This is a genomic window from Pseudomonadota bacterium (assembly GCA_039033415.1).
GTDB lineage: Bacteria > Pseudomonadota > Gammaproteobacteria > Xanthomonadales > SZUA-38 > JANQOZ01.
The window spans coordinates 1-15,753 of the sequence record JBCCCR010000021.1 but is presented as its reverse complement, the minus strand read 5'-3'; the positions used below and the strand labels follow the sequence as shown (position 1 = coordinate 15,753).

Annotated in this window: 9 protein-coding genes; 3 read left to right on the top strand and 6 right to left on the bottom strand. The window is 56.3% G+C overall.

The features are described from left to right. Window positions 1–19: 19 nt before the first annotated feature. Window positions 20–2,104, bottom strand: coding sequence for a TonB-dependent receptor plug domain-containing protein (locus AAF358_17065; protein MEM7707271.1), 2,085 nt, complete (start codon window positions 2,102–2,104; stop codon window positions 20–22). 1,196 nt (window positions 2,105–3,300) lie between these two features. Between AAF358_17065 and AAF358_17060 the strand changes: the two genes are divergently transcribed. Continuing rightward, on the top strand, window positions 3,301–3,867 hold the full coding sequence (locus AAF358_17060; GenBank protein MEM7707270.1) for an AP2 domain-containing protein: 567 nt from the start codon (window positions 3,301–3,303) through the stop codon (window positions 3,865–3,867). Window positions 3,868–3,981: 114 nt separating this feature from the next. Here the strand turns inward: AAF358_17060 and fur are convergent, their stop codons facing one another. From fur to AAF358_17040, 4 genes are all read right to left on the bottom strand, one after another. Further along, window positions 3,982–4,386 carry a ferric iron uptake transcriptional regulator gene (gene fur, locus AAF358_17055; protein MEM7707269.1) on the bottom strand — a complete coding sequence of 135 codons (405 nt, stop codon included), beginning with the start codon at window positions 4,384–4,386 and terminating at the stop codon, window positions 3,982–3,984. Window positions 4,387–5,205: 819 nt separating this feature from the next. Then, window positions 5,206–6,543, bottom strand: coding sequence for an ATP-binding protein (locus AAF358_17050; protein ID MEM7707268.1), 1,338 nt, complete (start codon window positions 6,541–6,543; stop codon window positions 5,206–5,208). Next, window positions 6,540–7,220, bottom strand: coding sequence for a response regulator (locus tag AAF358_17045; GenBank protein ID MEM7707267.1), 681 nt, complete (start codon window positions 7,218–7,220; stop codon window positions 6,540–6,542). The genes AAF358_17050 and AAF358_17045 overlap by 4 nt, the downstream gene beginning before the upstream one ends. Window positions 7,221–7,408: 188 nt before the next feature. After that, window positions 7,409–9,037, bottom strand: a complete 1,629-nt coding sequence (locus AAF358_17040; GenBank protein MEM7707266.1) for a pectin acetylesterase-family hydrolase — start codon at window positions 9,035–9,037, stop codon at window positions 7,409–7,411. A 197-nt stretch (window positions 9,038–9,234) separates the two neighbouring features. Here AAF358_17040 and AAF358_17035 point away from each other — a divergent pair, with 197 nt between their 5' ends. Continuing rightward, window positions 9,235–13,581: an Ig-like domain-containing protein gene (locus tag AAF358_17035; GenBank protein ID MEM7707265.1), complete on the top strand. Its 4,347-nt coding sequence runs from the start codon at window positions 9,235–9,237 to the stop codon at window positions 13,579–13,581. A gap of 4 nt (window positions 13,582–13,585) precedes the next feature. Continuing rightward, window positions 13,586–14,572, top strand: a complete 987-nt coding sequence (locus tag AAF358_17030; GenBank protein MEM7707264.1) for a hypothetical protein — start codon at window positions 13,586–13,588, stop codon at window positions 14,570–14,572. A gap of 962 nt (window positions 14,573–15,534) precedes the next feature. Here AAF358_17030 and AAF358_17025 read toward each other — a convergent pair. Beyond that, the coding region (locus AAF358_17025) for a hypothetical protein (GenBank protein MEM7707263.1) at window positions 15,535–15,753 on the bottom strand (219 nt) is incomplete at its 5' end.

The window sequence follows — 15,753 nt, the reverse complement described above, 5'->3', positions numbered from 1 at the left end:
AGTCAGTATGGCTTGAGGGTTAAAAACTTCCTTCGATATCCAAGCCGATCAGCAACCCGAAGTCTCGTAGCCTGTCCTCGCGAAAATCGACCGTATCGGTCAACCGGTCGGCAAAAATCGTGCGCGAAAAATCGAGCCCGCGATCGTTCAGATTGGATAGGCTTCCCCGCAGCGTCATTCCCCAGACGTCCTTGTTCTCGATAAAAAGCCTGGAAAACGCTCGCGTCGGGCGAAAGAGACTGGTCTCATCGAGTCGTATCGAAGGACGGTTTTTGCGGTAAGAAAGCTCCAGTCCCGCCGCCCAGGGGGAACCCGAAAAGTCTTGCCGAATGGTCACCTCAAAGTCCAGGTAGTCGTCATCGGTAATCGGGCGAACCTCTCCGGTCAGCGGGTCGGCGACCTCGGAGTCGGTATAGCTTGCATCCGCATCCAGCCGAAGTCCCTGCCAGCCGATCGGGTCCAGCAACAGCGTAACGTTGGTCGAAACCGACCACCGTTCAGCGGCGTCCAGGTTTCCCGGTGCCTGTCCGCCCCCTTCAATGGGTATCTGATCGACAATATCAGTGATGTCTTCGAAATTTGCGCTTAACGTCAAGGACCCGAGGTCGCCGAGCGACCGCTGCGCCTGTAGCGACAGAATCCAGCTTTGTGGCGGCACCAGATCGACGTTGGAGACGTTGACCCGTTCCTGGTTGATATTGACCGAGGAGATAAAATCGAAAAAGCGTAGCTGCCCTACTTGTCGTTCGAGCTGCAATGAGACGTCGAGGGCATCCGAGGGAGCCCAGTTTGCCGAAACGAACCCTTTGGGTCTGATGAAGTCTCGAATCTGGCCACCGGAACCCGTCTGGCGAATCTCCGAGTACTCGCCGCCGACGGAATACTGCAGCTGCAGTCTTTCGGTCAACGTTTGGCTGTAGCTCACAGTCAGTTCCGCGCGATCTTCCTCGACTCTGGACGAGGCGCCCGGCAGCTCCGCGGGAACCAAAAGCCCACTCTCATCTCTCACCTGCAGCTCGCCGTCAATGTCCAGGTAGTTGTGTGTACCCTCCGCAGCCCACTGCCAATCACCACCGAGCGCTTTGTGCGTGTACTCACCCCGCAGCACCGTCTCGGCTTCCTCCGCCCGGCGTTTGAAGACCGTCCCCGCCGGGGCGCTTTCATCGACAAAATCAAACCGCACTCGCGCCTCGGTCGGACTGTCTTCATACCGATGTAGTGCGATGAACTTCAGGCGACCATCTCTCAGTCCAAACTCATAATCAGCGCCAAGCTCAAAGTTGAACTCATCCTCCGTCTCGACAAGCTCGCGGGTCTGCGCAATGCCGCCAACCGGATTGCGTGAAGACAACTCCTCGAAGTCATAGATGAACCAGTTCACTTCCGCCGACAGATTCAATACCTCGCCCGACTCCCAGACGCGCGTCAACGAGCCCGCAACACCCGGCTGGTCAATGAACTCTTCGGCGCGCTCCTCTCGCAAATCGATCAATGCGCCGGCTCCATCGGTTACCCGCTCAGGCCCCTCGGTTCCGCTCGATGACTGGTTGCTGACAACGTTGAGCGTCCATTCCGTTGTGTCGCTACCACCGGAAATCGCGACCGAGCCATTGCCCCAGCGGAAGGGGGCGTCGTCGGTTCTGCCCTCCGGAGAGTAGCGAAATTGGCCCGTGATTCCGCCTCCGGTCGCGGTGACCACATTGAGTACCTGCCCGGACAATCCCCCTATATCCAGACTCGCTCCGTCCAGCACCTCTAGTCGAACAACGTCCTCGGCCGGTATCCGACCCAGCGCGTCAACGGGCCCGTTTGACTTGCCGGAGATGCGCCTGCCGTTGAGCAGGATGTTCGTGTCGGCCTGCCCGAAACCGCGTTCGGACTCCCCTTCGTCAATGGGGAAACCGGGTACCTGGCGCGCCATATCCAGCGCCGTGCGCGGAGCAAACCTTTCAAACGCCTGCGGCTCAAAGACCTCCCTTACGCCCGAAGCGTTTGCGAAACTACAAACGACCACTAAAAAGTAAGGGACAACCAGCAAAGGAACGAATGAATAACCGCGCCGCAATTTGGTCAGCGTAAGGTCTTTTTGGGTCGATAGAATCATTAGTAACCCGGGTTCTCTATCAAAAAATAACCTAGAAAAGATCGTTTAGCACGGTGCCCCCATGGGTTCGCTCAAGCGACGATGTCGCCTGCGGGGCACAGTGGCAGACGCCACCGTACGCAGCTGGCAATCAGATCAGATCGGTAGAACGACATCGGAAACAGTGCCTGCGAGCGCAACGCAGGTGCTTCTCGACCGTTGACAGCTGGACGTCGTGCTAGCTCGCAAGTTCCTGCTCGGTGTCACCCTGGAAGTGGTTAGCTGAAAAACCGATGCATCAGCAGCGGAAACTCGCCAACCGTATCGTAAAAAGCCTTCAAGAAAACGGAGCGGATCACCCACGCCGCCGCCGCGAGTGAGCAGCTTCTCGGCCATAGCCTGCAGCACGTCATTGGCGCGATCAATGAATCTGACGAGCTTCCGCAAATAGCTGGGGATTGATGTATCGGATATCAGCTGAAGGTAGTCATCGATAGGGTCGTCCACCCAGTTCTCTTCGCACAACAAATCTAATAAACCATATTAGTTCTCATTCGCATTTACTATAGCATTGGTTGTCTCCATGCCCATAACGCTCCAATAGGGTTGGGTTGAAAGCGCAGCGGTATCGGGCTTCTTCGACTGCTCAACCTGCCTCTGCCCTGCCGCATCACACGGCCATGGTTCAACTGGCTTTCCCCTCAAAACAGACATTTGGGGATCAGCAAGAAAAACCGTGAGCAAACACATTGTCAGATAATGCTATCGCCACCCAATTGGATAGAAAGCGGTACTCGATTATGAGTTGGCAAGGTGAAGGTTGGCCCCCAAGACCGCTGGTATCGCAATGCCTTATTGCAAACCGTAATTCCAATGATTATCATTTGCATATCGAGGCGGTGGCAACCCGTCAAGATGTAAGACAAGGTTGGATCAGCGATGGTGGATCATGGACTGCCATCGCGACCGCCAGCCAACCTTAGCCGGCGCCGAATTCCCCTTCCGCGCCGGTTTTTTTGCGTCAAGGTGCGTCGGCATTTGCGAATAGTCGGAGGCTGCTATCCGGCGATTCGAGGCTGCAGACATAGCTGGTGCCACCTGTTTCGGGCTAGTTAGGATCTCCGGCCGAAAAAGGCTTCGCAAACACTAACGCTAATGATTCTTATTTGCGTATAATCGAGTGCACCTATTCACAATCTCAATGCCGGAGCAAATGAATGTCACAGGACGCGAACGCAGAACTCGGCAAATATGGCTGGTACGGCTTAAGCCGGATTGATGATCAGAAAAGCCGCTGCTACGGCTGGCGAGTCAGCCTCAGACGAGACGGAACACAATACGTCAAGACTTTCCACGACAAGAAGTGTGAGGGCCGGGAAACGGCGCTTGAGCTGGCAAGAAAGTGGCGTGACCATCTGGTAGAGACCGTTGCACCGATGTCGCGCTACAAACTTGCGCAGATTGTCCGGGCCAACAATCAATCGGGCATTACCGGGGTTTGTCGCTATACCAAGCGCCATCGTCGCGCCGACGGCTCATATGGAGAGAACAGTTACTGGGAAGCCAACTGGCCCACCGTTCCCGGTAAGTATGGTCGGGCAACCTACTCCGTCAAAATCTACGGCGAGGCCAAAGCCCGAGAGCTCGCTATAACAGCGCGAAGCAAGGCGCTCACGGCCCTCGAAGGATTTTATTGGAAAGCCGACACCCCAAGGTCTGTTCGTTCGAACTTTGCTGACGACGCCGCTATCGAGATCAACGCTGACAGCGTTGCGGGATCCTAGCGAACTGATAAACCCACCGCGGCCACCGGCATGGAAGGTAAGCAAGGCACGACATCCGGACTACAACCGTGTGTGCCCTATCCGGCCGTTGGCGTTTTAGTGCCGAGGTCGATCTCAGGATTTCTTACGGACGTAGAGCACCATAGTGTGGTCAGCCAGCTCATAGCCGCGCTCTTCGCACAGCTCGCGCTGCAATCGCTCCAAGGCCTCAGAGTAAAATTCCGTCACTTCGCCTGAGTCGATATCAACCATATGATCATGGTGAGCACCGGTGTCGAGTTCAAAGACGGACTTGTCGCCTTCAAAATCGTGTTTGACCACCAAACCCGCCGCCTCAAATTGGTTGAGCACTCGGTAGACGGTTGCCAGCCCAATTTCCTCTCCCACCTCCAACAACCGGCGGTAAACATCCTCGGCACTGAGATGGTGGGTTTCACTCGAAGCCAGTATCTCGAGAATCTTAATTCGTGGCAGAGTGACCTTCAGGCCGGCTTTGCGCAGTTCGTTTCGGTCGGGCATAGAGGGTCGTGTTCCGATTGAGATTAGCTATTTGACCGCAATGGCGTAAGAACTAAGGCGCACTTTTCCGCCGTCGACACTCTAACAAACCTCGCTGTGCGACCGCACACAAAACGGAACTGACAACAAAGCCCCGAGGCCTTGGCAAGGGACGCGAACGCTTCTTCGGGCTTGCTCGCCACCAGCATTTTAGCAACTCAGATTTCCTGGAAACCCAATTGTTGCGGGTCACTGGACCGTCTGCTGACTGTTTGACCTCCAATGAGTCTTTGTAGCAGTGGACGAGCTTGGTTCGAGCAATGCACAGCAATCTCGGCTGCAAGCCTTAGTCTCGTAATTCTCATTTGGTTGACGACGGGCGACCATATCGCAAAGACACTTGGTGAGGGACTGTGGGGAGTTTCGGGTGTGAATCCACTAATACTTGCAGGGGGAGTTTGTGGAATTCGGGCCTGTTACTGTCTGAAGAGAGCATTCGCTAACCTCGGCGACTCGTCTCTAACCCGGATTTCCGTCAGATAAATAATTTAAAACCAACCGTTTAGCGGCGGCCGCTCACTGAAACACGACGCCAAACGACACAGAAAAACAGCCTGTTTGACACAAAATTGGCACACCCTATTCTGGGATTTTTGACCAGGTAAAGGCGTGCTTCGAATGTGATCGGTTCTACTTCGCCCCCGCGTTGGTAACGGGGCGCCGGTTCACCAACCGATTCCGATTGACCATCGGCCGATTTCTTCGCCGTCAGCTTGTGCCTCAACGTCCGCTCTCCCATCCTGTCCGACGCGGTACCAGTGTCGGCGAATGGACTGAGGACTAAGACGCTCCGACAAAATCGGGTTGCACCGGTAGCCTCATGGAAACGAGAAGCCCGCCGTCGCTGCGGTTGAGCGCGCTGATCTTTCCATCATGAAGCTCTATGGCGCGACGAGCTATCGCCAAGCCAACGCCACTGCCGCCGTTCTGCGGCGAACGGCTTTCATCAACCTGGAAAAATGGATCGAATAACTTTTCCAACGCATCATCCGGGACCCCGGGGCCCTGGTCCTCAACGTCAACGGTGGCGTACTCGTTCGACTGAGTTAACGTTACCAGCGCCGACTTTCCCTGCGGCGTATAACGAACGGCGTTACGCAAAACGTTTTCCAGGGCGCTGTGTATCAGCCCCGCATTGACCCGTAGCGTCAAACGCTCCGGCCCCTGAAACTCCACGCCGACATCGTTGTCCCCGATCTCTACCAGCGCATCGTCGATAATCGTTTTGAGCAGATCGGAGATGTCCGTCGTTTGTCTTGTAATTTCTTGACTGGCGTTGAGCCTGGCAAACGAAAGAATCTGTTCAATAAGCTCGTTCAGCCGCTCAGACTCGTAGTCCATCCGGTCGAGAATGTGCGTGTCGTCCTCACCGGAAAATCGCTGGCGAGCCAGAGACTGGAGAGCCTGGAGCCGGGCCAGCGGCGAGCGCAGCTCGTGGGAAACATCACGCATGAGGCGTTGCTGAGATTTCAACAGATGGTCAATGCGCTCTGTCATGGCGTCGAAGTCACGTGCAAGCAAGGCGATGTCGTCCTTTCGTCCTCGAACGGTATGGCTTACTCGAACGCTTAAATCACCGGCGGCTACTCGATTCCCAGCCTGCCGAAGGTGGCGAATCGGAAGCACAACGAACCGAGCCAATCCGTAGGAAACAACGGCGCTGACCAAGAACAACAAGACAAACAGCAGGGGTCTATCGCGGGATTTCAGTATCAGGCTGGGGTGGCTCGCGAGTAGGCCGACCACGCGGTATCCGTCTACGCTTTCGGGATGTACAAGAACTCGTCCATCTCCCGATGGTTCCGGATCGTCTAGGACCTCGACTACCGGAGCTGGCAACTCACGTCCGATGAGATCTCGACTATTGCTATCGATGATGTAGATATCCAGGAAATTTTCGAATCCAAGGGAAAAACGATCAGCCAGCGACTCGGCGGGCTCACCCGAGTCGAGCGTTTTTTGGAGGTCTCTCGTTATGACCGCGAGCGTTTCGGCGTGGTACCGCGAGGAGCCCTCATTGGCGGAATTTAAGAAGCGGCCACCGACGACCGTCGCCAATGCGGCCAGCAGCAGAATCAACCAAACTGAAAACATGATTCGGCGAAAATAGTGATTCATGAAGCAGTGACGTACAGGTACCCCAGACCGCGCAGCGTCTTGATTCGCTGCAACCCGTTGGGAAGGGGCCCAAGCTTTTTTCGTAGGCGTGCGATGTGGGCATCGACACTTCGGTCGTAGGCCATAATCCGTCGGCCCAGCGCGTTTCGCGCGATGACATCTTTAGAGGTCACCTCACCGGCCGCCTCGGCTAGCGCCCACAACACCCGAAACTCCGCGCCGGTGAGATTGATGAGCTCTTTGCCGACGAAAACGGACTGGGAGCCCGTTTCCATCACCAGGTCTCCAACGGCCAGCCTGGATGCGTTGCCATTCGAAGGAGGTTCTGCCGAAACCCGCCTCAAGATCGCCCTTATTCGAGCCACGAGCTCACGCAGGTTACAAGGCTTCGGCACATAATCGTCGGCACCGATCTCCAGCCCCAGAATGCGATCCAGGTCGTCACCTCGAGCCGTCAACATGATGATTGGCGTATCTGAGACTTCTCGAATCGCCTTTAGCACATTGAAGCCATTCATCTTCGGAATCATGACGTCGAGAATGATCACGTCGAACGACCGGCCAATCGCAGTCTCGACACCCGATTTCCCGTCATGACGGGCGGTAAAGGTAAATCCACCCTCAGCGGCAAGAAACTCGCTGAACAACGATGTCAGGCTGACATCATCGTCAATCATCAGTACATGTATGTGACCGTTCACGCTGAAGTTGAATCAGGCCGTTTCAAGCCTAAGCTCCTGCTCTTAGGTAGCGTTCTCCTGCATCGAATCGTACACCGACACAACCCGCGACACACACCGTATCCGATAGTATTCGCCTCTGAGTCCAGCCGATTAATGAGGAGAATCCTGGCGTCTCGAAATACTCAGTCGCTTATCGATACCCATGCGGCATTGCCGTCCAGCATATCCGTCACCCACTGGCGAACCGTCGTGCCCCCGATGGCATAATCGAACTGTCTGAGGATAAACGTATGTTCGTTGCCGTCGGCGATCAAACTTCGAAATCGATCGGGAAAAGCCGCTCTCAATTCGGCCATCGCCTCCAATAGCTCTGCTTCAAAGGCAGCTCCGCTGATCATCAGGCTGTCTACTGCCACAACCTCGTCTTGTTTGGAGCTGATAAAGCCCATTCGAACGTTCCTGTCCTCGGCAAGCTGGTACCGATGGTAGCCTGTCAGGTGCCCATCTTCCCCGATACACCCGCTGCAGCTGGACGGAATAGACGAAAACGCGTTCCAGTAGTCAAGCAGCTCTTCGATAACACCTGGCGCTAGAACCCCCACGCCAGAATCATTGAGGACTTCGATTGCAACTCCCGGGTAAAGCTTCCTTACTAGGGGCAACGCGTTATGCACACCCGATCCGCCTGCGCTGTTGCCGGCCAGCAGGATTTTACCTGGCGAGGGGAAAGTTCTAGCAATGACGTCCAGCGCAGCTGACAGGTTTTGCACCCCCCGAAAGAAACGATCCGCCTCGCCATCGCCATCGCTGTCCACGTCGTTGTCACCGCTGAACAGTGTCCCGTCGCAGTACGGCACATAACCAACATCGTAAGCTGCGGTGGGGTTTACGCCATCGGCCGAGTCCAGGATACCAATGGCTGGCAAGGCCGGGCCTGTGGATTCGGTAGCGCCGCACGAGCCCGGCCCGCATGCGCCACCGCCCTGAAGGAAAATCATCAGAGCGCCTCCAGCGCCCGGTCGGGTGCTAACAGAATAGGGGTTACCGGTAAAGCACAGCGGGCCGCTTTCCTGATCAAACTCGTGGACCGTCACGCCAGTATCCAGGCGTTGAACCGTATTGGGTGTAAAAACCCCCAAGTAACGGTCAACTCCCTGATCATATAGCTCCTGAAACGGGAGCGCTGACGTTGTCGGAGGCACTTGTTCACAGGGCGAGCCGCCATCAGCCAGACGCACGGCGCTTAGTACTTTCCGGCCGTCTACACCGTCCAGCTCAAATTCGGCGCGTTCGCAGTCTTCGGCCGTGACCGTCAGCATGCCCCAGGAGTTGACGGGCGAGTCCGGCACCGCAAACGTCCCGCTGTCTCCCTCAACCACCTCAACAACGACCGGTTCAGCGGCATAGACCCCGCTTTGAATGACGTCGCTAACCAGCCATAGACGCTCGCCTCGTGCGTCGTAGCCGAAGAAATAAATGACAATTCCGGCGTTACCTTGAGTCACGGTGAAACCGTCTCCCGGTGCGTTGGGATCGAACCATATGCCCGAAATGTTGAGAGGGTCCCCGGGCTGAATCACGCTTGCCTTGATTGCCGCGTTGCTGTTGCCAGAGGCGCTGCCGGCCGCGCAAATCCCGCGTTCATCCGTTTCCGTAGCACAACGAGCCGATTGGGGTGAGCCGTAGCTGGGATGCCAACCGGCGGACCGGACAACGTCGCCTGAAGCTGCCAACGGTATAGCGAGCCAGCCTAGCGCCCACAGTATCCAGCGGCGCCTGGTCTGCATATGATTCGCGCCGATTCCGTCCATCGTTCTCTCCTTGCCTGACCGCTGCTTTGACGATCTATAGCTTGTCTCAGCCCGCGAAAAGGAACGCCTACCGGCGGAGAGGAATTGTGAAGAAACGTGACGGAGTGCGAGGAAGTGCTCAGTGTGACGTACGCCACCAAACGACCTGCGACGAAATTGCTAGTCTTCGATATGCTGCCTCTTGAGATCTTCCCTTTATGAACCACACAGCTTGGGCCGGGCTCTTCGCGGCATCGTTGTTCGCCTCGTCGGTTTCAACCGCACAAACAGCGCCCGTGCAGCACTTTGACGCAGCAAACGAAGCCACTGTGGTCCTAGCTGATGACAACTCGACCGTCAGCCGTCTGATTGACCTCTCGGACAACGCGTTAGACGCACTGCCTGGGCGTGGAGCCGTGATCTATCCAAGCACAATCCTCTCAGAGAGCGGGTTGCCGGGCTTGCATATGGGTTCCGATCGCAACGATCTGATCGCTTTAAGTCAGGAGCAAACCGACAACTTCCTGAACTTCCAGGGCAGCGCTGCGGGCAACCAGGGATTCACCATTATCGTGTCTTTCACGGTAGATGAGCTCATTGGCAGGGATCAGTTTGTATTGGGAACGACGCATCTTGGGTTCCACCTGAAAATTCGTGCGGACAACCTCATCGGTATCCGCCTCACCAATCCGGTCATCACGGCGGGCAGCTATGAGGTTCAACCCGGTGACACCGCTGTCGTCAGCATCAGCTACGACGCGGCTAGCGGCGCCTATACGTTGTGGGATTCCAAAAACCAAAGTACCAGGACCGGCACTGTTGGATCCAACATCGACTTTCAAGAAGGCCGCAACTACCGCCTGGGCGAAGCCAGACATACCGGCAACTCCGACAACCACTTTCGTGGAATGATTGGTGAGGTCATGCTGTTTGATGAGCCGCTGTCCGCGGCTGATTTATTTGTCCTTCAGCAGGACCTGACCGAAAAGTGGACTGGCATCCGACCCGAGATTCCCGAGGTGCCGCCCGGCCCTGGTTTTCGCAATATTGATCGGCCATCCTCAGACGTCGAAGCTGTCTATTACAGCAACGTGTTCGTTGACCCCAGCGACATGAAGGCGCGGACGGTCGACATGGGCTTCATCAACGGCTTCCTGCACATGACCACTCGGGGAGACGCTGCCGGCGAGTTTTCAGTGTGGGACGTCTCTGACGAATTCAATCCGCTTCGCGTAGCGAGCACCAATATCGGCGGCAAAATGCATACCGCCGTGACGTTCGTCCCATCGGGTGACCCGACCGGGTCGGTGTACTACTACAACAACAACTCGTTCTTGAACGTTCGAGACCCGCTCGCTCCTTTCGGTTCAAAACCGCCGGGATACGACACCGGGCGAGCCGGCGCGCGCGGGCTTAGCGTGCTCCCCTATGAATACTCCGGCGGGTCCTCCATTCGAATCAGCGACGCTCGCACGGGGAGGACTATTGCGACCCTAAGCGAGCACGGTTTTGTGGCGACTCCAACCCCGCTTGGAAACCTGCTGCTGGTTTCCGGTCTGCGCGGGCAGGCCCGCGGAGCGGCGATCTACGACATCAGCGACCCGTCGAATCCAGCGTTGCTCGACGTCATGGCTCCGCGTCCATGGGAAAACGATGGTAATCCCGGCTATGAGTATGCAGTCTGGAAGCACTTTATGGTGCTGCCGAACGCCCTAAGGGTTAGAGACGCCGGTTTTATCAGCTTCGAGGACCCAACGTTTCTCAAACGAGTATCGTTCATCCGGGATCTGCCCGGCGCTACGCGATACGCGCAGTTCCAGGATGACTACATGTTCCTTGGCCACGGGAAATATCTCATGACGCCGCTCGACAGCGGCAATGACCCTGAGATGGTCGCGGTCTTTTCGGAGCAAGGTCACGAGTACATGCTGCCGCTGGGTAACTTGATTGCGTCCGCCGAGAACACCGAGCAGGGTCGGCCCTACGGTTTCCGAATGTACGCGCACCAATCAGAGGCCGACCGAACCCCGCCGCGCGTTTACTATCACAGCCCGGCAGCCAATGCCCGATTCCAGCACGTAAGAAGCCGAATCGGCGTCATCATCCATGAGACCCTCGATCTTGGAACCGTCAATACCTCAACGTTCCGCGTTTTTCCAAGCAACGCGCCGATCGGCGCGGACGTACCAGGCACCTTAAACGTCCACGACAAAGACATTCTTAACTTCACCCCTGACGAGGAGCTGTTGCCGGAGACCACCTATACCGTGCTTTTGGACGGCATCGCGGATGTGTCTGGCAACGTGATGCATCCATACCAGTTCGAGTTTTCCACCTCCGGGCCTGGCGACCCGCCCCCGGTCGAAATCGTGAATATGAACGCATCGGACTACCCTGCCCCAATCGGAGCGGCGGTCAATTTCTCGACGGCCGCCACAGGTGGCTTGGGAGCGCTCGAATATCGCTGGGATTTTGGTGATGAATCGACGCGAACCGATTGGAGCTCTAACCCCAACACGACGCACGAGTACGCCTCGGAAGGACACTACACGGTTAAGGTCCAGGTCCGGGATGAGTCGGGCCGATTCGCCAAGACCTCATCCATCGTGATCACCGCAACTGATGTCAACGATATCGCGACGAAGCCTCCGACAAACAGCAGCCAGCTCGCGGTCGACACCTCAAATAGAACGGTCTGGGCGGTCAATCCTGACAACAATACGGTGACGGCGGTTCATAGCGAAACGCTGGGCAAGATTGGCGAGTACCCGGTCTGTATTGACCCTCGAAGCGTCGCTCTGGACGCCACGGGACGACTTTGGGTGACCTGCATCGACTCCGACTTGGTGCAACGATTGGATGCCACAAGCGGGCGTTTTCTGGATGAGATTGCCCTACCTCCAGGTTCCCGACCTTATGGCGTTGTTTTCGACAACGAGGGAAAAGACGCATGGGTCAGCCTGCAGGGCAGCGGTCAGATCGCACGCATATCGATGTCGTCCGCAGCCGCGGAATTGATTGATGTCGGGAAAACGCCACGAGCCATGGCGGCGCCTTCTGATGTTGATGAGCTATGGGTAACCCGATTTGTCTCGCCCGACAGCCACGGTGAGGTAAGCGTATTCGAGACAAACGGAGCGCTTATTCACAGCACCGCGACCTTACAAAAAGACACAACGTCAGAGGATTCCGGCAACGAGGGCCGGGGCCTGCCCAACTACCTTGCGGGCATAGCCATCAGCCCCGACAACAGGTTTGCCTACGTTGCATCGAAGAAGGACAACATCGACCGGGGCGACTTTAGAAACGGAAATGACCTGACCTTTGAGACAACATCTCGTTCCATCGTCTCGAAAATCGATCTAACTACCCGGCAAGAGGTATTTGCCGACCGTCTGGATATCGACAATGCCTCACAGCCCTCAGCGCTCCAATTCTCCCCGCTGGGCGACTACCTGTTTGTCGCCTTGCAGGGTTCAAACGAGATCCGGGTTTTCGATATGTTTTCCGGCTCGCTGAGCACGGTGTTGTCAACAGATCTTGCGCCGCAGGCACTCGCCTTCGACGCCGAGACACAACGGCTGTTCGTCAAGAACCTCAACAGCCGAACACTGACCATTTTTGATCTGGAATCAAGCCTACGCTTGGGCTTTGGCAACGAACCTATTGTTACTACCGTTTCAACGGTGGCAAATGAACGCCTTTCAACAAGCCCTGGAAACAACGTGCTTCGCGGGAAGCAGGTATTTTATAACGCCGCCGACCCTCGAATGAGCCAAAGCAGTTACATAAGCTGCGCGCTCTGCCATCAAGACGGTGGCCACGACGGCCGAACGTGGGACTTTACCGATCGAGGAGAGGGGTTGCGCAACACAACCAATCTCCGAGGCCGATCTGGCATGGCCCACGGGCGGGTTCATTGGAGTGCCAACTTTGATGAGATCCAGGATTTTGAAATCGATATACGTCGTTTCTTCGGCGGGACTGGGTTCATCAAGGACGGCAACGGCAATGCGCTGCAGGTCGAAAGCTCTCTGGCAGGTCCGAACGCCGGCCGCAACAGCGACCTGGACGCGTTGGCGGCCTACGTCACTTCCCTGGGTGCCAGCAGCTTAGAGGTGAGTCCGTTCAAGAGTCTGGACGGCTCCCTGACGGACGAGGGTCGCACCGGCGAGATGGTTTTCGATGCCCTTGACTGCGGCAGTTGTCACAACCCCGCCACTGCCTTCACCGATAGCGCGACCGGAGTGTTGCACGACGTTGGAACGTTGAAGAGTTCCTCTGGCAATCGTTTAGGCCAGAACCTTTCGGGCATAGATACGCCAACTCTCTTGGGCGTCCACGCGTCGGCCCCGTATCTTCACGACGGCAGAGCGGAAACGCTGGAAGCCTTATTCGATCCGTCGTCGTCCTCAGGACGGGGCGGCGAGGTCAACCAGGTGCATGACCTGGTCGGCCGTTACAATCTGAGCACTGCGGATGCGACCGCCTTGGTGGCATTTCTACTGCAGCTCGATGGCGGTGGGCCACAACGAGAACGAATCTTCAGAAGTGGATTTGAGTAGGGCGATGAGGTCACTTTTTTTTGCCGTCGCCGCATTGATGGGAGCCAGTGACATTACCCCTCTGGGAATTGCTGATGAGGTGTTCCTTAGCGGATTTGAGGCAGACGACCCGGGTGTTGATTCGGGCTCCATAACCATGCGCTCAGATTCAATTCGAACCTATGAACATCTGGACTTTCTTTACGCTTGGCACGAAACGCAGGTTCAGATGTACGGTGATCGTCCAAGGTTGGTCGAAGCAGATACCAACCCGCGTGTGCCTGCCAGTCAGACCACTTTCACGGGTGGTTTGGAAGGCGACACCTTTGGGTTTCGCCTCTCCGGAGTGGCAGATTGGGATTCAGACGCGGCGCTGGCCGCCTTGGAAAACGGCAGCTTCGAGACTTACGTTGAGTCAAGGCTGAGCGGCGATGATGGAATTCGGATTGATCGACATGCGGATTTTTCAGGACTCAAGCTTGGCTTTGGCGTGGATAGTTCAGCCGTTCAAACCGACAGCGGCGATAGCATCAACCGTACTGATCGCGTAAGCCAACCCGGGGAAGCTCTGGTGCTTGTGATCGATACCGACGGCACCTACCAACCCGACGAAAACCTTCCAGGCAATACGCACTATGAGTTCGTTCCCAACGGCTTTACCTTTGCCAACAACGGATTGAACCAACAGACCCAGCTAGTGCTGGAGAATCTTCACCTCGAACCCGTCAACGTGAACCCCCGAAATATCTCCTGCACTGTCGACTACTTCGTCTACGACATCAGCGAGCAGGCGGTGATCGCCGGGAGAACGGGCGCACCGGGATATACCATCGGGCTGCCTCTCACGTCATTGAACAACATAGGAACGCTTCCCGGATCCTGGGAGATGGAGGACGGCGACATCATCGTTATTGCCTACAACAAAGACACCGCGCTGTTCGGCAGCGATGGCCGTTCTCTAAAGCACAGCTGGGGTCTTTGGAGTCTTAAGTGGGACCTCATCGAAAGGTGAATTGCTAGAGGGCCTTACACCGAAGATGCTTACTCAAATCCCGATATCGCGGCTGTCGTCTGGGCACAGTTAGCCATCATGTTTGAAAATGGTCGACTGGGGTTTACACCAATGTCTCGGGCTGAATCGAACGGAACATTGCACGTCCCGCAACAGCTAGAGCGAGCGCGCCTTTGATTGGCTTAATGACCAGAAATGCTCGGGACACAACGGTTTCGGGCGCAGCAAGCAGCGCCAAATGACGGATTCCTGTGGCCGGTTTCGGAAGGCTGGGAGATTGGCCCAGCCAGCCGTCGATGATCCACAGCAATGATGCAGCCGAGAAACACCAAGCGGTTCGGCTGTCGCTTCGCCGTTGCGGGAGTGCTGACAACACTCATCGTTATGCTAGCTGGATTTTTAGTCTCGGCTGCTCTTGCTGGCCATTGCCTAAAAGTCGGCCGCTGGCTTTGCCTGGGGTTGGCAGTGCTGATATGGTCGGCGCCCGTCAGCTGCATTATTTTGACGAGTGCCCATTTTCTGAGCCGAAAAAAGCGAGAGCCGCCTCTGGCAGGATGGCAAACCTTGGCAACGGCAAGCGCCATTTTGACGCAGCTGGTTGTTTCTGGCTTCGGCATCTACTTGCTCTTGCCCTATAGTCTTCACGGTCTATTTTGGACGTCGTTATTCATACCCTATGGGCTGGTTGCAGGAACGATCACAGCTGCGATCCACATTGCCCTTTTCAATGTTCTCCAGCGGCACGTACGAACAGTTTCATCATTTGTTGGGACGGAGATTTCTCGTGGTATAGCAGCCCAACACCATAAAGCCAGGGGCCAGGACCAAGTGTCAGGTCGGACTGCCAATCCTCTGCATTTCCACGTCGATTGCCTAGGGCTCGGTGTGTATCTGAGCAGTAGACAACTACCTAGCACAACCTCGCGTGGCTGTCCTGCGTGGCGACGGATGCATTGTAGGACTCACTCTCCCTCGAACCCATCCGAGAACAGCAGCCCGCCGGCTAGCTGCTCGATGCGAGTGACCACGGGCAGGGAAGTTAGACCCTCGTCATCCCGGGCGATAACCGCCACGTCATACAGGCCGGTCACGTCGGCGAGAGCCTGCGTCTGAACAACAAAACGGGACTCCCCTGCGTTTTGCATCGGCAGGCGGATCTCCTCGCACGTTGGCAACGTGAT